Source organism: Escherichia albertii, from assembly GCF_028622335.1.
Taxonomy (GTDB): Bacteria; Pseudomonadota; Gammaproteobacteria; order Enterobacterales; family Enterobacteriaceae; genus Escherichia; species Escherichia albertii.
This window is the reverse complement of record NZ_CP117568.1, coordinates 2,561,888-2,583,244: the sequence shown is the minus strand read 5'-3', so window position 1 is coordinate 2,583,244 and position 21,357 is coordinate 2,561,888. Positions and strand designations below refer to the sequence as shown.

The 21,357-nt window shown below is 48.7% G+C and carries 17 protein-coding genes; 16 read left to right on the top strand and 1 reads right to left on the bottom strand.

The window, feature by feature from the left end; translation table 11 throughout:
* Window positions 1-49 precede the first annotated feature (49 nt).
* Together gntK and gntU are read left to right on the top strand one after the other, a co-directional pair.
* Window positions 50-580 (top strand): gluconokinase, encoded by a 531-nt coding sequence (gntK, locus tag PS053_RS12595; RefSeq protein ID WP_000108322.1) that lies wholly within the window; start codon window positions 50-52, stop codon window positions 578-580.
* Window positions 580-1,920, top strand: coding sequence for a gluconate transporter (gene gntU / locus PS053_RS12590; RefSeq protein WP_000105941.1), 1,341 nt, complete (start codon window positions 580-582; stop codon window positions 1,918-1,920). The genes gntK and gntU overlap by 1 nt, the downstream gene beginning before the upstream one ends.
* Window positions 1,921-1,976: 56 nt before the next feature.
* On the opposite strand, the gene yhgN is transcribed toward gntU, so the two are convergent.
* Window positions 1,977-2,570: an NAAT family transporter YhgN gene (gene yhgN, locus PS053_RS12585; RefSeq protein ID WP_001002548.1), complete on the bottom strand. Its 594-nt coding sequence runs from the start codon at window positions 2,568-2,570 to the stop codon at window positions 1,977-1,979.
* Window positions 2,571-2,761: 191 nt separating this feature from the next.
* Between yhgN and asd the strand changes: the two genes are divergently transcribed.
* The 14 genes from asd to PS053_RS12510 all read left to right on the top strand — a co-directional run bounded on the left by asd (window position 2,762) and on the right by PS053_RS12510 (window position 21,318).
* Complete coding sequence (asd, locus tag PS053_RS12580; protein WP_059215228.1) at window positions 2,762-3,868, top strand: aspartate-semialdehyde dehydrogenase; 1,107 nt, start codon at window positions 2,762-2,764, stop codon at window positions 3,866-3,868.
* A 272-nt stretch (window positions 3,869-4,140) separates the two neighbouring features.
* Entirely contained in the window at window positions 4,141-6,327 is a 2,187-nt protein-coding gene (gene glgB / locus PS053_RS12570) for a 1,4-alpha-glucan branching enzyme (RefSeq protein WP_256879191.1), read from the top strand.
* The gene (gene glgX, locus PS053_RS12565) at window positions 6,324-8,297 is read left to right on the top strand and encodes a glycogen debranching protein GlgX (RefSeq protein WP_054410125.1); all 1,974 of its coding nucleotides are present in this window, start codon (window positions 6,324-6,326) and stop codon (window positions 8,295-8,297) included. Before glgB ends, glgX begins: the two co-directional genes overlap by 4 nt.
* 17 nt (window positions 8,298-8,314) lie before the next feature.
* On the top strand, window positions 8,315-9,610 hold the full coding sequence (gene glgC, locus PS053_RS12560; RefSeq protein ID WP_000253986.1) for a glucose-1-phosphate adenylyltransferase: 1,296 nt from the start codon (window positions 8,315-8,317) through the stop codon (window positions 9,608-9,610).
* Entirely contained in the window at window positions 9,610-11,043 is a 1,434-nt protein-coding gene (gene glgA, locus PS053_RS12555) for a glycogen synthase GlgA (RefSeq protein WP_001197634.1), read from the top strand. The genes glgC and glgA overlap by 1 nt, the downstream gene beginning before the upstream one ends.
* Window positions 11,044-11,061: 18 nt before the next feature.
* Entirely contained in the window at window positions 11,062-13,509 is a 2,448-nt protein-coding gene (gene glgP / locus PS053_RS12550) for a glycogen phosphorylase (protein ID WP_044708076.1), read from the top strand.
* Window positions 13,510-13,635: 126 nt separating this feature from the next.
* A complete protein-coding gene (locus PS053_RS12545; RefSeq protein WP_137654197.1) occupies window positions 13,636-15,144 on the top strand; it encodes a PstS family phosphate ABC transporter substrate-binding protein in 1,509 nt (502 codons plus the stop codon).
* Window positions 15,145-15,169: 25 nt separating this feature from the next.
* Window positions 15,170-16,147: a PstS family phosphate ABC transporter substrate-binding protein gene (locus PS053_RS12540; protein ID WP_256879190.1), complete on the top strand. Its 978-nt coding sequence runs from the start codon at window positions 15,170-15,172 to the stop codon at window positions 16,145-16,147.
* 12 nt (window positions 16,148-16,159) lie between these two features.
* Complete coding sequence (locus PS053_RS12535) at window positions 16,160-17,287, top strand: hypothetical protein (protein WP_125317694.1); 1,128 nt, start codon at window positions 16,160-16,162, stop codon at window positions 17,285-17,287.
* Between the two features lie 66 nt (window positions 17,288-17,353).
* Complete coding sequence (locus PS053_RS12530) at window positions 17,354-18,064, top strand: YbbD family protein (RefSeq protein WP_256879189.1); 711 nt, start codon at window positions 17,354-17,356, stop codon at window positions 18,062-18,064.
* 2 nt (window positions 18,065-18,066) lie between these two features.
* The gene (locus PS053_RS12525; RefSeq protein ID WP_059235654.1) at window positions 18,067-18,855 is read left to right on the top strand and encodes a hypothetical protein; all 789 of its coding nucleotides are present in this window, start codon (window positions 18,067-18,069) and stop codon (window positions 18,853-18,855) included.
* Window positions 18,856-18,866: 11 nt separating this feature from the next.
* A complete protein-coding gene (locus PS053_RS12520; protein WP_256879188.1) occupies window positions 18,867-19,634 on the top strand; it encodes a hypothetical protein in 768 nt (255 codons plus the stop codon).
* Between the two features lie 2 nt (window positions 19,635-19,636).
* A complete protein-coding gene (locus PS053_RS12515) occupies window positions 19,637-20,251 on the top strand; it encodes a hypothetical protein (RefSeq protein ID WP_256879187.1) in 615 nt (204 codons plus the stop codon).
* 14 nt (window positions 20,252-20,265) lie between these two features.
* Entirely contained in the window at window positions 20,266-21,318 is a 1,053-nt protein-coding gene (locus tag PS053_RS12510; protein ID WP_103054005.1) for an ankyrin repeat domain-containing protein, read from the top strand.
* Window positions 21,319-21,357: the final 39 nt, after the last annotated feature.

Genomic DNA, 21,357 nt, shown 5'->3' with positions numbered 1-21,357 from the left:
GATAACAGTTACCCGTAACATTTCTTTCTTGTACTGTAGGGGCACCACTTTGAGCACGACTAACCATGATCACCACATTTACGTTCTGATGGGCGTATCGGGCAGCGGCAAATCTGCAGTCGCCAGTGAAGTGGCGCATCAACTTCATGCCGCGTTTCTGGATGGCGATTTCCTCCATCCGCGCTGCAATATCGAAAAAATGGCGTCCGGCCAACCGCTGAATGATGACGATCGTAAGCCGTGGCTACAGGCGCTGAACGATGCCGCGTTTGCCATGCAGCGAACCAATAAAGTGTCACTGATCGTCTGTTCCGCGCTGAAAAAGCACTATCGCGACCTGCTGCGTGAAGGCAATCCAAATCTCTCTTTCATCTATCTGAAGGGCGATTTTGATGTGATTGAAAACCGTCTGAAAGCGCGCAAAGGCCATTTCTTTAAAACCCAAATGCTGGTGACGCAGTTTGAAACGCTGCAAGAACCGGGTGCGGACGAAACCGATGTACTGGTGGTAGATATCGATCAACCGCTGGAAGGTGTTGTGGCAAGCACCATTGAGGTTATTAAAAAAGGCAATAAGTAGTGAGTACATTAACGCTTGTTTTAACAGCAGTAGGGTCTGTTTTACTGCTGCTGTTTTTAGTCATGAAAGCGCGTATGCACGCTTTCCTGGCTTTGATGGTGGTGTCTATGGGGGCTGGTCTTTTTTCCGGTATGCCGCTCGATAAAATCGCAGCGACAATGGAAAAGGGGATGGGAGGCACCCTCGGCTTCCTGGCGGTCGTTGTCGCGCTGGGGGCCATGTTTGGCAAGATCTTACATGAAACCGGCGCAGTCGATCAGATTGCCGTCAAAATGCTCAAATCCTTTGGTCACAATCGCGCGCATTATGCCATTGGCCTTGCGGGCCTGGTCTGCGCGCTGCCGCTGTTCTTCGAAGTGGCCATTGTCCTGTTGATTAGCGTTGCGTTCTCAATGGCTCGCCATACCGGAACGAACCTGGTGAAGCTGGTGATCCCACTGTTTGCGGGCGTTGCAGCCGCGGCGGCATTCTTACTGCCGGGACCCGCGCCAATGCTGTTGGCATCGCAGATGAACGCCGACTTTGGCTGGATGATCCTGATTGGCCTGTGTGCGGCGATCCCGGGGATGATTATTGCGGGCCCGCTATGGGGTAACTTCATCAGCCGTTACGTTGAGCTGCATATTCCTGACGATATTACAGAGCCGCATCTTGGCGAGGGTAAAATGCCGTCTTTTGGATTCAGTCTGTCGCTGATCCTGCTGCCGCTGGTGCTGGTAGGGTTGAAGACGATTGCCGCGCGTTTTGTGCCGGAGGGCTCCACCGCTTACGAATGGTTCGAGTTTATCGGTCACCCGTTCACTGCGATTCTGGTTGCCTGTCTGGTGGCAATTTACGGTCTGGCAATGCGTCAGGGCATGCCAAAAGACAAAGTGATGGAGATTTGCGGTCACGCGCTGCAACCGGCGGGGATCATTCTGCTGGTGATTGGTGCGGGCGGCGTCTTCAAACAGGTGCTGGTTGACTCTGGCGTCGGTCCGGCACTGGGCGAAGCGTTAACCGGAATGGGCCTGCCGATTGCGATTACCTGCTTCGTGCTGGCTGCGGCGGTACGTATCATTCAGGGGTCGGCAACCGTTGCTTGCTTAACGGCGGTGGGTCTGGTGATGCCTGTGATTGAACAACTGAACTTCTCTGGTGCGCAAATGGCTGCGCTGTCGATTTGTATCGCTGGGGGTTCGATTGTTGTCAGTCACGTTAACGATGCTGGTTTCTGGTTGTTCGGTAAATTTACCGGCGCGACCGAAGCCGAAACGCTGAAAACCTGGACCATGATGGAAACCATCCTCGGCACTGTCGGCGCCATTGTCGGGATGATTGCATTTCAGTTGCTGAGTTAAGTCTGTTTGCCCGGTAGTTCTGACGCTACCGGGCGTCTTCCGGGAAACTTTTCCCGTCACCCCTTCATCCACATCCGAATGCCGTCGAGGAACATCTGGGTTGCCATCATTACCAGAATCAATCCCATCAGACGTTCCAATGCATTTACCCCTTTCTCACCCAGCAGACGTAAAAACAGCGAGGACTGTAACAGGATGATAAATGTCCCGCCCCAGGCCAGCAGCAGAGCAATCACCAGATGGCCCATCTGGTTAGGGTACTGGTGAGACAGCAACATCAGCGTGGCGAGAATAGTCGGCCCGGCGACCAGCGGAATTGCTAACGGCACGATAAACGGTTCTTCGCCTGCCGGAAGCCCACTACTATTTCCTGAGGCGCTGGGGAAAATCATCTTAATGGAAATCAGAAACAGAATGATGCCGCCAGAAATAGAGACGGTTTCTGCCCGCAAGCTAAGAAATGCCAGAATTTTCTCACCCGCAAACAGGAACACCAGCATCACCAGGAGAGCAATAAGCAACTCACGCACCATGATTGCCCTGCGTCGTTTTGGCTCTGTATGTTTCAGTACGGACATGAAAATAGGTAGGTTTCCGAGCGGATCCATAATCAGGATCAATAAAACTGCTGCAGAAATGATTTCATTCATAACTCAAATTCCCTGATAATTGCCGCGGACTTTCTGCGTGCTGACAAAGCAGGATAAGTCGCATTATTGATGGCTTCGCTATCATTGATTAATTTCACTTGCGACTTTGGCTGCTTTTTGTATGGTGAAAGATGTGCCACGAGGACACCGGCACATTTATACAGCACACATCTTTGCAGGAAAAAACGCTTATGAAAAATGTTGGTTTTATCGGCTGGCGCGGTATGGTCGGCTCTGTTCTCATGCAACGCATGGTTGAAGAGCGCGACTTCGACGCCATTCGCCCTGTCTTCTTTTCGACTTCTCAGTTTGGTCAGGCCGCGCCGTCATTTGGCGATACTGGCAGCGGCACGCTTCAGGATGCCTTTGATCTGGAGGCGCTGAAGGCCCTCGACATCATCGTAACCTGTCAGGGCGGCGATTATACCAACGAAATCTATCCAAAGCTTCGCGAAAGCGGATGGCAAGGTTACTGGATTGACGCAGCATCGTCTCTGCGCATGAAAGATGACGCCATCATCATACTTGACCCCGTCAATCAGGACGTTATTACCAACGGATTAAATAATGGCATCAGGACTTTTGTCGGCGGTAACTGTACCGTAAGCCTGATGTTGATGTCGTTGGGCGGTTTATTCGCTAATGATCTTGTTGATTGGGTCTCCGTTGCGACTTACCAGGCGGCTTCTGGTGGCGGTGCGCGACATATGCGTGAGTTGTTAACCCAGATGGGCCATCTGTATGGTCATGTGGCCGATGAACTGGCGACTCCGTCCTCTGCTATTCTCGAGATCGAACGCAAAGTCACGACCTTAACCCGTAGCGGCGAACTGCCGGTTGATAACTTTGGCGTACCGCTGGCAGGCAGCCTGATTCCGTGGATCGACAAACAACTCGATAACGGTCAGAGCCGCGAAGAGTGGAAGGGGCAGGCGGAGACTAACAAGATCCTCAACACATCTTCTGTGATTCCGGTAGATGGTTTATGTGTGCGTGTCGGTGCGCTTCGCTGCCACAGTCAGGCATTCACCATCAAATTGAAAAAAGATGTGTCGATTCCAACCGTGGAAGAACTACTGGCGGCCCATAATCCGTGGGCAAAAGTGGTGCCAAACGATCGCGAAATGACGATGCGTGAGCTAACCCCAGCCGCCGTTACTGGTACGCTGACCACGCCGGTAGGTCGCCTGCGTAAGCTGAATATGGGACCAGAGTTCCTGTCAGCCTTTACTGTCGGCGACCAACTGCTGTGGGGCGCTGCAGAGCCGCTGCGCCGGATGCTTCGTCAGCTGGCGTAATGTTTATTCATTAAATCTGGGGTGCGATGCCGCCCCGTTTCGTGCGTAATACAGGAGTAAGCGCAGATGTTTCATGATTTACCGGGAGTTAAATAGAGCATTGGCTATTCTTTAAGGGTGGCGGAATACATGCGTATTCACAGCCTTACCTGAAGTGAGGGCGACGCAGAGAGGATGCACAGAGTGCTGCGTCGTTCAGGTCAAAAAAATGTCACAACCAGATGTCAGAAAATCAGTTGGATGGGGTGACACAATAAAACAGGAAGACAAGCATGTCCGATCGTATCGATAGAGACGTGATTAACGCGCTAATTGCAGGCCATTTTGCGGATCCTTTTTCCGTACTGGGAATGCATAAAACCACAGCGGGACTGGAAGTCCGTGCCCTTTTACCCGATGCCACCGATGTTTGGGTGATTGAACCGAAAACCGGACGCAAACTCGCTAAACTGGAGTGTATCGACTCACGCGGATTCTTTAGCGGCGTCATTCCGCGACGTAAAAACTTTTTCCGTTATCAATTAGCTGTTGTCTGGCATGGCCAACAGAACCTGATAGATGATCCTTACCGTTTTGGTCCTCTAATCCAGGATATGGATGCCTGGCTGTTATCTGAAGGTACTCACCTGCGTCCCTATGAAACCTTAGGCGCACACGCAGATACCATGGATGGCATTACCGGTACGCGTTTTTCCGTCTGGGCGCCAAACGCCCGCCGAGTCTCGGTGGTTGGACAATTTAACTACTGGGATGGTCGACGTCACCCGATGCGTTTGCGCAAAGAGAGCGGCATCTGGGAACTGTTCATCCCTGGGGCGCATAATGGTCAGCTCTATAAATACGAGATGATTGATGCCAATGGCAATCTGCGTCTGAAGTCCGATCCCTATGCCTTTGAAGCACAGATGCGCCCGGAGACCGCTTCCCTTATTTGCGGGCTGCCGGAAAAGGTTGAGCAGACTGAAGAGCGCAAAAAAGCGAATCAGTTGGATGCGCCAATCTCTATCTATGAAGTTCATCTGGGTTCCTGGCGCCGTCACGCTGACAACAATTTCTGGTTAAGCTATCGCGAACTGGCAGATCAGCTGGTGCCTTATGCCAAATGGATGGGCTTTACCCACCTCGAACTGCTGCCAATTAATGAGCATCCTTTCGATGGTAGTTGGGGTTATCAGCCAACTGGCCTGTATGCGCCGACTCGTCGTTTTGGAACTCGTGATGATTTTCGTTATTTCATTGATGCTGCCCATGCCGCCGGCCTGAATGTCATTCTTGACTGGGTGCCAGGGCATTTCCCGACCGATGATTTTGCGCTTGCCGAGTTTGATGGCACAAATCTGTATGAGCACAGCGATCCGCGTGAAGGCTATCATCAGGACTGGAACACACTGATTTATAACTATGGTCGTCGTGAAGTCAGTAACTTCCTTGTGGGTAATGCGCTGTACTGGATCGAACGTTTCGGTATTGATGCGTTGCGCGTCGATGCTGTGGCTTCGATGATTTATCGCGATTACAGCCGCAAAGAGGGGGAGTGGATCCCCAATGAGTTTGGCGGTCGCGAGAATCTGGAAGCAATAGAATTTTTACGTAATACCAACCGCATTATTGGTGAGCAAGTTCCTGGCGCTGTGACGATGGCAGAGGAATCCACCGACTTCCCTAATGTTTCTCGTCCGCAGGATATTGGCGGGCTGGGTTTCTGGTACAAGTGGAACCTGGGCTGGATGCACGATACCCTGGACTACATGAAGCTGGACCCGGTTTATCGTCAGTATCATCACGATAAACTCACCTTCGGCATGCTTTACAACTACACTGAAAACTTCGTCTTGCCGTTGTCGCACGATGAAGTCGTGCACGGCAAAAAATCGATTCTCGACAGAATGCCGGGCGACGCATGGCAGAAATTCGCTAACCTGCGCGCCTACTATGCCTGGATGTGGGCATTCCCGGGTAAGAAAATGCTGTTCATGGGGAATGAATTCGCTCAGGGGCGCGAGTGGAATCACGACGCCAGCCTTGACTGGCACCTGCTGGAAGGCGGAGACAACTGGCATCACGGCGTACAGCGTCTGGTGCGCGATCTGAACCACACTTATCGTTACCACAAGGCATTGCACGAACTGGATTTTGACGCGTATGGCTTTGAATGGCTGGTGGTGGACGATCATGAACGTTCGGTGCTGATTTTTGTTCGTCGCGATAAAAACGGAAACGAAATTATCGTCGCCAGCAACTTTACGCCAGTACCGCGCTATGACTATCGCTTTGGCATTAATCAGCCGGGTAAATGGCGTGAAATCCTCAACACTGACTCCATGCACTATCACGGCAGCAATGTGGGTAACGGCGGCGCGGTACACAGCGATGAGATTGCCAGCCATGGTCGTCAGCACTCATTGAGTCTTACGCTACCGCCACTGGCCACTATTTGGCTGGTGCGGGAGGGAGAATGACACAACTCGCCATTGGCAAACCCTCTCCTCTCGGCGCGCATTACGACGGACAGGGCGTCAACTTCACGCTCTTCTCCGCTCATGCCGGGCGGGTAGAACTGTGTGTGTTTGACGCTCAGGGCATAGAACATCGGTATGACTTGCCAGGACGCAGCGGCGATATCTGGCATGGCTATCTGCCGGATGCGCGCCCGGGTTTACGTTATGGTTATCGCGTACATGGTCCCTGGCAACCTACCATGGGACATCGCTTTAACCCGGCGAAGTTGTTAATTGATCCCTGTGCGCGGCAGATTGAAGGGGATTTTAAAGATAACCCATTGCTGCACGCAGGCCACAATGAGCCTGACTATCGCGACAATGCCGCCATTGCGGCGAAATGTGTGGTAGTGGCTGATCACTATGACTGGGAAGATGATGCCCCGCCGCGTACGCCGTGGGGCAGCACTATCATTTATGAAGCCCATGTCAAAGGATTAACGTATTTACACCCGGAAATTCCAGTTGAGATCCGCGGTACTTATAAAGCACTGGGACATCCGGTGATGGTCAACTATTTAAAACAGTTGGGCATTACCGCGCTGGAACTTCTGCCGGTTGCGCAATTCGCCAGCGAACCGCGATTGCAGCGCATGGGGCTAAGCAATTACTGGGGCTACAATCCGGTGGCGTTGTTTGCGCTGCATCCGGCATATGCCAGTTCGCCTGAAACGGCGCTGGATGAGTTCCGCGATGCAGTCAAAGCTCTGCATAAAGCGGGTATTGAAGTCATTCTCGACATCGTTCTTAACCATAGTGCGGAACTGGACCTCGACGGTCCACTTTTCTCACTGCGCGGGATCGACAACCGTAGCTATTATTGGATTAGAGAAGATGGCGATTATCACAACTGGACCGGATGCGGCAATACGCTCAATTTGAGCCATCCGGCGGTGGTGGAATATGCCTGCGCCTGCCTGCGCTACTGGGTAGAAACCTTTCATATAGATGGTTTCCGCTTTGATTTGGCTGCCGTCATGGGCCGTACACCGGAGTTTCGTCAGGATGCGCCGTTGTTTACCGCTATCCAGAACTGCCCGGTGTTATCGCAGGTTAAGTTAATTGCTGAACCGTGGGATATCGCCCCAGGCGGTTATCAGGTGGGAAATTTTCCACCGCTGTTTGCCGAGTGGAACGATCATTTTCGCGACGCCTCTCGCCGTTTTTGGCTGCACTATAACCTGTCGCTGGGTGAGTTTGCCGGGCGTTTTGCCGCTTCCAGCGATGTTTTTAAACGTAATGACCGTTTGCCGAGTGCTGCGATTAATCTGGTCACCGCGCATGATGGTTTTACGCTCCGTGACTGCGTTTGTTTCAACCATAAACACAATGAAGCAAATGGAGAGGAAAATCGCGACGGGACTAACAATAATTACAGTAACAATCATGGTAAAGAAGGATTAGGTGGAACTCTGAACCTGATTGAACGGCGGCGAGACAGCATTCATGCCCTGTTGACGACATTGTTGCTTTCTCAGGGAACGCCGATGTTACTGGCGGGTGACGAACACGGTCACAGTCAGCATGGCAATAACAATGCCTATTGCCAGGATAACCAACTAACGTGGTTAGACTGGTCGCAGGCAAGCAGTGGCTTAACCGCGTTTACCGCCGCGTTAATCCATTTGCGCAAGCGTATTCCTGCTTTGGTCGAGAATCGCTGGTGGGAAGAAGGCGACGGTAATGTCCGTTGGCTGAATAGATATGCTCAACCTTTAAGCACGGATGAGTGGCAAAACGGCCCGAAGCAACTGCAAATACTGCTCTCGGATCGTTTTTTGATCGCAATAAACGCCACGCTTGAGGTAACAGAGATTGTTTTACCTGCTGGGGAGTGGCACGCCATTCCCCCATTCGCTGGAGAGGATAACCCAGTGATTACGGCTGTCTGGCAGGGACCTGCACACGGAGTGTGTGTGTTCCAGAGATGATAAAAAAGGAGTTAGTCATGGTTAGTTTAGAGAAGAACGATCGCTTAATGTTGGCGCGCCAGCTGCCATTGAAATCTGTTGCCCTTATTTTGGCGGGGGGACGCGGTACTCGCCTGAAGGATTTAACCAATAAGCGAGCAAAACCCGCCGTGCACTTTGGTGGTAAGTTCCGCATTATCGACTTTGCGTTGTCCAACTGCATCAACTCCGGGATCCGCCGTATGGGCGTGATCACCCAGTACCAGTCACATACTCTGGTGCAGCACATTCAGCGCGGCTGGTCGTTCTTCAATGAAGAAATGAACGAGTTTGTTGATTTGCTGCCCGCACAACAGAGAATGAAAGGGGAAAACTGGTATCGCGGTACGGCTGACGCAGTCACCCAAAACCTCGATATCATCCGCCGCTATAAAGCGGAATATGTGGTGATCCTGGCGGGCGACCATATTTACAAACAAGATTACTCGCGAATGCTTATCGACCACGTCGAAAAAGGCGCGCGTTGCACTGTTGCTTGTATGCCAGTACCGATTGAAGAAGCCTCTGCATTTGGCGTTATGGCGGTTGATGAAAACGATAAGATTATCGAATTTGTTGAAAAGCCAGCGAATCCGCCATCAATGCCGAACGATTCGAGTAAAGCTCTGGCAAGTATGGGAATCTACGTTTTTGACGCAGATTACCTGTATGAACTGCTGGAAGACGATGATCGTAATGAAAACTCCAGCCACGACTTTGGTAAAGATTTGATTCCCAAAATCACCGAAGAAGGGCTGGCCTATGCGCACCCGTTCCCGCTCTCTTGTGTGCAATCCGATCCAGACGCCGAACCGTACTGGCGTGATGTGGGTACGCTGGAAGCTTACTGGAAAGCAAACCTTGATTTGGCTTCTGTCGTGCCGGAACTGGATATGTACGATCGCAACTGGCCAATTCGTACCTACAATGAATCATTGCCACCCGCAAAATTCGTTCAGGATCGCTCCGGTAGCCACGGGATGACCCTTAACTCACTGGTCTCTGGCGGCTGTGTGATTTCCGGTTCGGTCGTAGTGCAGTCCGTTCTGTTCTCGCGCGTTCGTGTGAATTCATTCTGTAATATTGATTCCGCCGTATTGTTACCAGAAGTTTGGGTAGGTCGCTCGTGCCGCTTGCGCCGCTGCGTCATTGACCGTGCTTGCGTCATTCCAGAAGGCATGGTGATTGGTGAGAACGCAGAAGAAGATGCGCGTCGTTTCTATCGTTCAGAAGAAGGCATTGTGCTGGTTACGCGCGAAATGCTACGGAAGTTAGGGCATAAACAGGAGCGATAATGCAGGTTTTACATGTATGTTCAGAGATGTTCCCGCTGCTTAAAACCGGCGGTCTGGCTGATGTTATTGGGGCGTTACCCGCAGCACAAATCGCAGACGGTGTTGACGCTCGCGTACTGTTGCCTGCATTTCCCGATATTCGCCGTGGTGTGACAGATGCACAGGTCGTATCCCGTCGTGATACCTTTGCAGGGCATTTCACGCTGTTGTTCGGTCATTACAACGGGGTTGGCATTTACCTGATTGACGCTCCGCATCTCTACGATCGTCCGGGAAGTCCGTATCACGATACCAACTTATTCGCCTATACCGACAACGTATTGCGTTTTGCGTTGTTGGGATGGGTTGGGGCAGAAATGGCCAGCGGACTTGACCCATTCTGGCGCCCTGATGTGGTGCATGCGCATGACTGGCACGCGGGCCTTGCGCCTGCGTATCTGGCTGCACACGGGCATCCGGCGAAGTCCGTGTTTACTGTGCACAACCTGGCCTATCAAGGCATGTTTTATGCACAACATATGAATGACATTCAATTGCCATGGTCATTCTTTAATATTCACGGACTGGAGTTCAACGGACAAATCTCATTCCTGAAAGCCGGTTTGTACTACGCTGACCACATTACGGCGGTGAGTCCGACTTACGCTCGCGAAATCACCGAACCGCAGTTTGCCTACGGTATGGAAGGTTTGCTGCAACAGCGCCACCGGGAAGGGCGCCTTTCCGGCGTGCTCAACGGCGTCGACGAGAAAATCTGGAATCCAGAAACAGACTTACTGTTAGCTTCTCGTTACTCCCGCGATTCGTTGGAGGAGAAAGCGGAGAATAAGCGTCAGTTACAGATTGCGATGGGACTTAAGGTTGACGATAAAGTGCCGCTTTTTGCGGTGGTGAGCCGTCTGACCAGTCAGAAAGGTCTCGACCTGGTACTGGAAGCCCTGCCGGGGCTTCTGGAGCAGGGCGGGCAACTGGCGCTGCTCGGCGCGGGTGATCCCGTATTGCAGGAAGGTTTCCTTGCGGCGGCGGCGGAATATCCCGGCCAGGTTGGTGTTCAGATTGGCTATCACGAAGCATTTTCGCATCGCATTATGGGTGGCGCGGACGTCATTCTGGTGCCAAGTCGTTTTGAACCGTGCGGCTTAACGCAACTTTATGGATTGAAGTACGGTACGCTGCCGTTGGTGCGGCGTACTGGTGGGCTTGCTGATACGGTTTCTGACAGTTCTCTTGAGAATCTGGCAGATGGCGTCGCCAGTGGGTTTGTCTTTGAAGATAGTAACGCCTGGTCGCTGTTACGGGCTATTCGACGTGCTTTCGTACTGTGGTCCCGTCCTTCGCTGTGGCGGTTTGTGCAACGTCAGGCTATGGCAATGGATTTTAGCTGGCAGGTCGCGGCGAAGTCGTACCGTGAGCTTTACTATCGCTTGAAATAGTTTTCAGGAAACGCCTATATGAATGCTCCGTTTACATATTCATCGCCCACGCTTAGCGTAGAAGCTCTTAAGCATTCTATCGCTTATAAGCTGATGTTTACGATTGGAAAGGACCCGGTTGTCGCCAATAAACATGAATGGCTGAACGCAACGCTATTTGCCGTGCGCGATCGTCTCGTGGAGCGCTGGCTGCGATCAAACCGTGCCCAGTTGTCGCAAGAAACTCGTCAGGTTTACTACCTGTCGATGGAATTTCTGATTGGTCGTACTCTCTCTAACGCCATGTTGTCGTTAGGAATTTATGAGGATGTACAAAAAGCTCTGGAAGGTATGGGGCTGGATCTCGAAGAGCTGATTGATGAAGAAAACGACCCTGGGCTTGGTAACGGTGGTCTGGGCCGTCTGGCTGCCTGTTTTCTCGATTCGCTGGCAACTTTAGGTCTGCCAGGCCGTGGTTACGGTATTCGTTACGACTATGGCATGTTCAAACAGAATATCGTTAACGGCAGTCAGAAAGAGTCGCCTGACTACTGGCTGGAATACGGTAACCCGTGGGAATTCAAACGCCACAATACGCGCTACAAGGTGCGTTTTGGCGGGCGTATTCAGCAAGAAGGTAAGAAAACACGCTGGATTGAGACCGAAGAGATTCTGGCTGTTGCTTATGATCAAATCATCCCCGGTTATGATACTGATGCGACTAACACTCTGCGTCTGTGGAGCGCGCAAGCCAGTAGTGAAATTAACCTCGGTAAATTCAATCAGGGCGATTACTTCGCGGCAGTGGAAGATAAAAACCACTCCGAGAACGTTTCTCGCGTGCTTTACCCGGACGATTCCACTTATTCCGGTCGTGAGCTGCGCCTGCGTCAGGAGTACTTCCTGGTTTCATCAACCGTTCAGGATATTTTAAGTCGCCATTATCAGTTGCATAGAACATACGATAATCTGGCGGATAAAATCGCGATTCATCTCAACGATACCCATCCGGTGCTGTCGATTCCCGAGCTGATGCGTTTGCTGATCGATGAACACAAATTTAGCTGGGACGATGCGTTTGAAGTGTGCTGCAAGGTTTTCTCTTACACCAACCACACGCTGATGAGCGAGGCGCTGGAAACCTGGCCGGTCGATATGCTGGGCAAAATTTTGCCGCGTCACTTGCAGATAATTTTTGAAATCAACGACTATTTCCTGAAAACGTTGCAGGAGCAGTATCCGAACGATACCGATCTGCTGGGGCGAGCATCGATCATTGATGAATCGAACGGACGTCGTGTGCGGATGGCCTGGCTGGCGGTTGTGGTGAGCCACAAAGTTAACGGTGTCTCGGAGCTGCACTCTAATCTGATGGTGCAATCGCTGTTCGCTGACTTTGCGAAAATCTTCCCGGGACGTTTCACCAATGTCACCAACGGCGTGACGCCACGTCGCTGGCTGGCGGTAGCAAACCCGTCACTTTCAGCCGTGCTGGATGAACACCTTGGCCGCAACTGGCGCACTGACCTTAGCTTGCTAAATGATCTGCAACAGCATTGTGATTTCCCGATGGTGAATAACGCAGTACATCAGGCAAAACTGGATAACAAAAAGCGTCTGGCGGAGTACATTGCTCAACAATTGAATGTGGTGGTGAATCCGAAAGCGCTATTCGATGTGCAGATCAAACGTATTCACGAATACAAACGTCAATTGATGAATGTATTGCACGTTATCACCCGTTATAACCGCATCAAGGCCGATCCAGATGCGAATTGGGTACCGCGTGTGAATATTTTTGGCGGTAAGGCGGCTTCGGCGTACTACATGGCGAAGCATATCATCCACTTGATCAACGATGTCGCTAAAGTGATCAACAACGATCCAGAAATTGGCGATAAGCTGAAAGTGGTGTTTATCCCGAACTACAGCGTCAGTCTGGCGCAGTTGATCATTCCAGCAGCCGATCTTTCCGAACAGATTTCGCTGGCGGGGACGGAAGCCTCCGGCACCAGTAATATGAAATTTGCCCTTAACGGCGCGCTGACCATTGGTACGCTGGACGGCGCAAACGTCGAAATGTTGGATCACGTCGGTGCTGACAATATCTTTATCTTTGGTAACACTGCGGAAGAAGTGGAAGAGCTGCGTCGTCAGGGCTACAAACCGCGTGAATACTATGAAAAAGATGAAGAATTACATCAGGTACTGACGCAAATCGGCAGCGGTGTGTTCAGCCCGGAAGATCCGGGCCGCTACCGTGATCTGGTGGATTCATTGATCAACTTTGGCGATCACTACCAGGTACTGGCGGATTATCGCAGCTATGTCGATTGCCAGGATAAAGTCGACGAGCTCTATGAGCGTCCTGAAGAGTGGACCGCTAAAGCGATGCTGAATATCGCTAATATGGGCTACTTCTCTTCTGACCGCACGATCAAAGAGTACGCGGAACATATCTGGCATATTGATCCGGTGAGATTGTAAGTTCACTAAAAAAACAGAACGGGGCCAAATTGGTCCCGTTTTTTTTGCCTTTATTTCGGAAAAGTGTCCAGAGGGAGCGAGAGTTCTCGGGGAGTATAATTTCACCATTCAGGAAGAATGGACAGAATGATGAAAAACAGAAAATGGATTTTGACCTCGCTGGTAATGACTTTTTTTGGTATTCCCATACTGACGCAATTTTTAGCAGTAGTGATTACTATCCTGGGAGCCGGGCTTTCAGTAATTATTGAGATTTGCAATTTACTCTTAACGCCAACAATCTATCTTCAACTCAACGTCTTTATGCTAACGCTGGGGGCAATAATAATATTTTTCTCTGGACGCGTGTGGGCGGGCGATAGTGCGCCAGAAAAGAGGGAAGTTGCAATCTGGCGACAGAGTCTATTTTTATTACCGGCACTATTAATACTGGCTGGCTGGATAATCACACTACATCTGGCAGACTATCAATTTCGCCAGATGGGATCGGGCTGGTTGGCAAACCTTATGCTCCCCTGGCAGGGTGTTTTGTTACTCTCATTAATCAGTGGCGACTACTGGTGGATAGTCATTATTCCCGTTGGGGCGCATATCAGTTTTTCGCTGGGATATGCCTGGCCAGCCAGATATCCTTTAACCGGCACGTCCGGGCTACGTTGTCGTAACTTACTCCTCTTTATGCTTCTCTTACTGGGTATTGTCGCCGGTTATCAGGCTTATTTATATAAACAGCTTAATCCCGGCGTCGGTGTGCGCGAAGATATTGATACCTGGGCCATGCGACCCGATAAATTTAATAATCAACTGACGCCGCTACGTGACAAACCGCAAATTCAGTTTAGGCAAAACTGGCCGCGAATCGATGGTGCTACGGCAGCGTATCCGCTTTATGCCTCTGCATTTTATGCACTAAGCGTTATACCGGAAGATTTTCATTCCTGGGAATACCTGACGAACTCTCGTACACCAGAGGCGTATAACAGGATTATTAAAGGTGACGCCGATATTATTTTCGTGGCGCAACCTTCCGGTGGGCAGAAAAAACGTGCAAAGGAATCTGGTGTCACTTTGCTGTACACCCCCTTTGCCCGTGAAGCATTTGTTTTTATCGTCAATGCTGATAATCCAGTTAATTCCCTGACTGAACAACAAGTGCGTGACATTTTTAGTGGCGCAATTACCAATTGGCGTACTGTTGGCGGTAACGATCAGGAAATCCAGACCTGGCAACGCCCGGAAGACTCTGGCAGCCAGACGGTGATGCAATCGCAGGTCATGAAAAATGTCCGTATGATCTCGCCGCAGGAAACCGAAGTGGCAAGCATGATGGGAGGAATGATTAACGTCGTTGCCGAATATCGTAATACAAACAACTCAATAGGTTACACATTCCGTTATTACGCCACGCAGATGAACGCTGATAAAAATATAAAATTGCTAGCGATTAACGGTATTGCGCCGACTGCGGAAAATATTCGTAACGGCAAATATCCTTATATTGTTGATGCATTTATGGTGACGCGTGAAAACCCTACGCCGGAAACGCAAAAATTGGTGGATTGGTTTTTAACGCCGCAGGGGCAGAGTTTGGTGGAAGATGTGGGTTATGTGCCGCTGTATCCAACAATGAAATAATCCTCTGGAGAAAGGAATCAGCGCGATGAATAAATTTATCGGTATTTTGCTATTAATCTTGGCATTGCTGGCGGGATGTGTCGACCGGGAAGGGTACTATAACAGCGTCAGGGAAGAAGAGAGCCATGGGCTGACGTCTCTGCGGGGGCAACCTGAATTACGTTACAGCGATGATTGGTCAAGATGGCCGAGAGTGTACGGTGCTACAGCCTTATATCTGCTGTATGCATCCGCGTATTATGCATTAGTACCCGAGCCAAAAGATAAGGATCGAACCTCGTTGGCCTGGCAGGCGTATAGTTTGCAACAAACCCGAACAGCTGAAGCCTACGATAGTCTGATTAAAGGTACCGCGACTGTTATTTTTGTTGCACAACCGTCGGAAGGACAGAAAAAACGTGCAGAAGAAGCGGGCGTTAAACTGAAATATACCGCTTTCGCCCGCGAAGCCTTTGTCTTTATCGTTGATATTAATAACCCGGTAAATTCTCTCTCTGAGTACCAGGTTAAAGATATTTTTAGCGGAAAAACTAGCCGCTGGAATAAAGTAGGTGGTAGTGACGAACGTATAAAAGTCTGGCAACGCCCTGAAGATTCTGGAAGCCAAACGGTTATGAAGGGGCTGGTTATGCAAGACACTCCAATGCTGTCAGCCAAAAAATCCACTGTTATTGATCTTATGGGCGGATTAATCACCGAAGTAGCCGACTACCAAAATACACCATCTTCAATCGGTTATACTTTCCATTACTATATCACGCGTATGAATAGTAATATGCTCAAGATGCGCAAGCAGATCAAATTATTAGCAATTAATGGCATCGCTCCAACCGAGAATAATATTCGTAATGGCGTTTATCCGTACATAGTCGATGTATTTATGGTAACGCGTGAAAATCCCACATCGGAAACGCAAAAATTGGTGGATTGGTTTTTAACGCCACAAGGGCAAAGTTTGGTAGAAGATGTGGGATATGTACCGATATACCCGGTGTTGAAATAAAAGGGAGGATAAATGAACACGCAATTAAAAACATTGATGTTGGCATTTATCGGTATTCCGATTATGACTCATATAGTTGCATTAGTATTGTTAACTCTGTTTGATCTGATTAACTCTATATGTAACGGAATGAACGATGAATTTAATTCACCAGAAAAATCCTTCTTGTTATGGGGAGTCTTATTATTGGGGGGCTTGATGATGTTTGTAGAGGGGGCTGTATGGGGAAAAAGATGTTCGAATTCTGCGTTAAATACCCCCTTGCGTTATTGTTTAATGTTGCTACCAGCATTATTGTTGCTAATTATATGGATAATGATTATATCGTCTGCCCATCAAAATTATTCTTATAATACGTATGCAGATTTTCTATTTCTGGCTTTTCCCTGGTGGGGAGTAAATCTGTATTTTTTGATTTCAGGATGGGCATGGGGAATGTTAATAATCCCTATCTGTTCACAAATATTATTCACTCTGGGATATTATATAACACAACATAGAAATATCTTCCCTGATAATGCCCAGCGAGGGCGTAATATCATAACTGCTGTAATCCTTGTACTTATATTAATAGCAGCCTGGCAAGCTAAATTACGGGCTGATGATATTACAAATAAGGGGGAAGATAATGGCATCAATAAACCAGAGTCAGACTTGATAAATAAATGCACAATAAAAGAGGATGAAGTATTAAAATCACGGAATAGTAATCTAAATATAGTTAGAAAGGTTGCTCTGTTGTTTATGTTATTAATAAGTACTTCCTCATTTTCTAAAAATCCATGTGCAGAACTAAAAGGCGTATTGCCTGCAGCGCAAGTCATTCCATTTAAGAGAAATATTGCAAGACAGTTAAGCTCTGAAATGAGTACGGTAGTGGATATCAATAAGTTACAAATACTGAATTATTTCGAATTGGATAAATGGTCACTTGTTTATGTATTCACGGGTGTTTCGGATGAGGCAACATTAATATATAAAGATAATATTATTAATGCTGATTATGTAACATTGTTTAGCGGAGGAGTGAGTATTGAAGATGATATGAATCAATGGATTCATCAACAAACTCCTGATATTCCCGACAGATTGGCGCAATGTTTCATATGGTTTGCTACCTATCGCACGGATTCTGAATAAGTATCACTTGTAATATGAATTTATTCTGACAGCTTTAACTGCCAGTTAATAATAAAGGATAACAAAATGGAATTAGTTGATTCGCTCTTTGCCAGTCTGGCAGGCATTGACCCTTTTACTGGCGTTGATATCACTATAGCTAACTGTAAATCAACATATTGGGATGTTGGTATTGTTCCACAACTTATAAACCAGTCTCTTGACGAAAGTGAAAAATTTGCTGGTGCTGCTGGCCTTGAGGGATTGCAGCGATATAATCTCACATTAAATATTGGGTTAATTTCCAGTAATGTATGGCCGGGGTTTACTCTTGATACCGCCACCATTAGCCGTCTTTGTGCCTGTGGTGCTGATTTTGGATTTGATCCTTATATTAGTGATGTTCCAGATGTTACATGCGACCTGAACACGACGGATGATTTCACCGTTCATTTTACGGCGATGCTAAACCCGGATGAGCGGGTGGTCATAGCAAAGCGTCCGCTTAAAAAATGTGACTCCTGGATTGAGGATATCTATATTTTTCAGCTCTTTAAAGAAGCCTGGAAATTTCATAGCGATAACAACTTACGCGGTTTCCGGGATAAGCAGGCTGAACTGAAACTCTACGCTCGGCATTACACCGTGGAAAATTGCACTGAGGAAAGCTGTCGGGATTGCAATTATTGTATTCGCCCCAGCTTTTCTCTTTCGCGTAGCGCTATTATTCGCCTGAACGCGTCGAATGCCCGCTTTGTCTATCAGCCGTTTACGTGTGACCAGCGGAAGAGGGGGTAATTATGCAACCCAGTTCTGCTATGCAGAATATTATTGCCCATGCCTGGGAGATATTTCATTTTTATCCTGCACCGCAGCAGTTCAATATTTGCGTTCCTTGCTGTGTCAGCGAAGAGACGGCGCAGGCGTTACGGCAAACACCGTTACGTCAATTAACCGTTGAAATGATATATGAATGGAACAGTAGCGCGAGGCCTTTTGAACAACAAAATGATGAGATCCGTTACCTACTTCCGAGACTGCTGGAATTACTGGCTCACGGTCATTGTCCAGCCATAAATGAAGAGTTATGCCTGAAACGTATTGGCGCTATTTCACTGGGAAGCTGGTGGCCGGAGGAGCGTGGTGTGCTTACCGATTTTTCCCGCCAGTATATTCACGATCTGCTCCTTACGCCGACATTGATCAACTTTGAATCTGCTCTCGTGATGTTTCATTTTGCCGGACTATCTATAACGGTCTTATTAGATGAGGCACTGAACACGCCTGGCTATTGGGCTATCGCTTCGCTGGCCTATTTTTTATATATCAAGCGTCCAAATGGCGAATTACGTAACGCTTTTATCTCACGCAAGCCGGATGGTGAAGTGATAACGCAACAAATTAACGCCTGGATTGCGCAATCATGCCACTCGCTGGCAGAACGTGCCGCGGCGGCGATTGAATGCTCGCCATCGCTTCCCGGAGGTGAACGCACGGAGTACAGTGTTAACCTGAGCTATCTGATTAACGAAAGTCTTTGTGCGCTTGTCGATTATCAATTGCTGTGGACGATGGACCGTAATGAATAAGGAGATTCACAATGCAACTCAGCCCCGCCATGCAGGCATTAATTGAGCAGATTTATCTCACCTTTCGTCGTTATCCAGTGCCGCAGCAATTTGTGGTTTGTTGTGAATATTGCCTGAGTCAGCAGGAACAAAAGGCATTACGGAATACATCGTTACGAGTGATCCCTTATTCCTTAATCAATGCCTGGAATAGCAGTCCAGGACCTGATCCGCAAAACAGCGATGAGGTCCGTTATTTTCTACCGCGTTTACTGGAATTTGTTGCGCAGGGGTATTTTGACAATATTCACGAAGTATTTACTCTACGCCGTATCAACCTTGCCAGTAAAGAAAATTGGCGTGCGGATGAACGGGCAATATTACAGCAATTTGCCTGCCAGTTTATGGTTGATTGGGTATCCGGCGATGAGGTTGTTGAATTACAGTACATGCTGGAAATGTTTTTCCGTACCGATATTGCACTTACACCATTACTTGATGCTGTTATTTCAGTCCCCGGTTTTTGGACGACGACTTCTCTTGCCTGTTTATTGAACAGGTATCGCGGAGATTATATTAGAGATAACCAGGACGATATCGATAAAGCCATTACCGCCCAAATTAATGCCTGGACCATCAACAATCAATCCATCCTGAAAGAACGAGCACGGCAGGCGATTGAGAACCCGCTAAAACAGCCCGAACCAATGACGAAATATCAGGTCTGGGAGGACGACTGGATGGTTGATGAGTGTTTATGTGCGATGTACGACGCCACGCTAACCTCGCCAGGACAATAAAGATGAATAAAGTCGAATTTTATATTTCTCCAGTATTTATCGGCTTTGTTATTGTGCCGTTGTTGGTATGGCCGACGGTGGTTGCGCTGGCTGTTTGTGTTATCACGCTGAGTTTTCTGGGAGAAATACTGTTTTCAATCCCGCTCATAGTCGGGCGTATTTCCCTTCTGGAATTACAGCTTTGGTTATCGGCTGAATACGCGCTTTTTTTCTGTGTCATGTGTTGCGTTGGTTGGCAATTTTCTTGCAGAACTCAATCTGAACTGAAAAGCAGACTCCATTGTTGGCTGATATTTGCACCAGTTTATTTCTGGTTGCTCCTGTGGAATATCATTTTCTATGTCGCGCCAGCGCAAATTGCTTTGCTGGAAAATATGCGCAATTTCTTTCTGACCATTGTCTGGTTACCCCTGAATTTTTCGCCATTTTGGCCTCAGCTGTGGACTGACTTTATCGGTCCGATAAGCGCTCAGCTTGGGTTTGCGTCGGGATATTACTGCCAGTGGCGTGGCAAAAATAGAAGCCAGAGGCTGAAGTGGAGCGAATTGGGAACGTGCTTAAGTTTGGCGATTTTAGCTCAGGGGCCGTTATTCATATTGTTACAGGGAATACTTTAAGGAATCAGCACACTATGGCGAAGACAAAAAAGAAAAAATTACCCAGAGATTTTGATGAAATTCTCCAGTCAGGGGATTTCGAAGCATTTAAAGCGGTCTTTGAGAGTTGCGACGTTAATGCGTATGGCGGTTACAGCAAAGAAACCGCGCTGGCAAAATGCTGGCAATGCCCGGAGAGTTGGGCGCAGTGGCTGGTAGAACAGGGGGCAGATCTCACTGCAACAGATGAATACGGTGTAACACCGCTGCATAATTGGGCGCGCTGTTGGACGCAGAATGTCGACGTTTTGCTTAAGTTAGGTGCTGATGTGAACGCCGTTTCTGGTTATAGAGGAACTTCCTTGCATAGCGCGGCAAAATCACATAAAGCGGAAAACGCCAGGAAACTTATTCAGTGGGGGGCACAGATCGATGTCTTGAATGCTGAACAGTATACGCCTTTGGAGGCAGCGCTATGTGTCTGTCGGACTATTAATATTGAAGAAATGGTGCAACTGGCAGAAATTTTGCTGGACGCTGGGGCGGAAAGAACGCCACGTATGCGCGAGTTTGTTACCCGCATTGGTGAGAAATTTGAATTTCTACGTGCAGATTACAATCCAGAAAGGGTAAATGAGGTAAGCGCGGCGCTGGATCGACTGTACCAGATTTTTGATGTTGAACCTGTACCGCGTCGATATGTTCATGACGGTGTTTCACTTATTGTGATTAATGCACAAGAAGAGAATATTTTTGCCGCATTATGGCAGCAACTCGTGCCGGGTATTGGCGCAGCCAATTCATTGCAGGGAGAAGTTATTCGTATTGCTGGAAAAATAATTTATGAACTTGACGGTAATGGCGGTATTAACTGGGATGCCGATTATAAAAAAATGGCAGATGCCTTTCTGGAATATGTCAGCCAGGGAAATGCGCTCCCGGAACAGTTGTTGGAAGAAACTCGCTTGCTTATTGCACTACTCAAGAAAAAGAAAGGCGAGTCGCACCGTCTGGTTGAATTAAGCGTTATCTGGGTAACCGCGAATTTACAGCCCATCAAGTTGGAGACAGTAAAATATAAGCGGTGACTTAAACACTGGATACTTATGCCCGATGCGCAAGCTTAT

Coding starts and splice junctions, on each gene's coding strand:
- glgC (WP_000253986.1), top strand. CDS start 8,315: ATGGTTAGTTTAGAGAAGAACGATCGCTTAATGTTGGCGCGCCAGCTG.
- PS053_RS12515 (WP_256879187.1), top strand. CDS start 19,637: ATGAATAAAGTCGAATTTTATATTTCTCCAGTATTTATCGGCTTTGTT.
- glgP (WP_044708076.1), top strand. CDS start 11,062: ATGAATGCTCCGTTTACATATTCATCGCCCACGCTTAGCGTAGAAGCT.
- PS053_RS12525 (WP_059235654.1), top strand. CDS start 18,067: ATGCAACCCAGTTCTGCTATGCAGAATATTATTGCCCATGCCTGGGAG.
- PS053_RS12510 (WP_103054005.1), top strand. CDS start 20,266: ATGGCGAAGACAAAAAAGAAAAAATTACCCAGAGATTTTGATGAAATT.
- PS053_RS12540 (WP_256879190.1), top strand. CDS start 15,170: ATGAATAAATTTATCGGTATTTTGCTATTAATCTTGGCATTGCTGGCG.
- glgX (WP_054410125.1), top strand. CDS start 6,324: ATGACACAACTCGCCATTGGCAAACCCTCTCCTCTCGGCGCGCATTAC.
- asd (WP_059215228.1), top strand. CDS start 2,762: ATGAAAAATGTTGGTTTTATCGGCTGGCGCGGTATGGTCGGCTCTGTT.
- PS053_RS12530 (WP_256879189.1), top strand. CDS start 17,354: ATGGAATTAGTTGATTCGCTCTTTGCCAGTCTGGCAGGCATTGACCCT.
- PS053_RS12535 (WP_125317694.1), top strand. CDS start 16,160: ATGAACACGCAATTAAAAACATTGATGTTGGCATTTATCGGTATTCCG.
- PS053_RS12545 (WP_137654197.1), top strand. CDS start 13,636: ATGATGAAAAACAGAAAATGGATTTTGACCTCGCTGGTAATGACTTTT.
- yhgN (WP_001002548.1), bottom strand. CDS start 2,570: ATGAATGAAATCATTTCTGCAGCAGTTTTATTGATCCTGATTATGGAT.
- PS053_RS12520 (WP_256879188.1), top strand. CDS start 18,867: ATGCAACTCAGCCCCGCCATGCAGGCATTAATTGAGCAGATTTATCTC.
- glgA (WP_001197634.1), top strand. CDS start 9,610: ATGCAGGTTTTACATGTATGTTCAGAGATGTTCCCGCTGCTTAAAACC.
- glgB (WP_256879191.1), top strand. CDS start 4,141: ATGTCCGATCGTATCGATAGAGACGTGATTAACGCGCTAATTGCAGGC.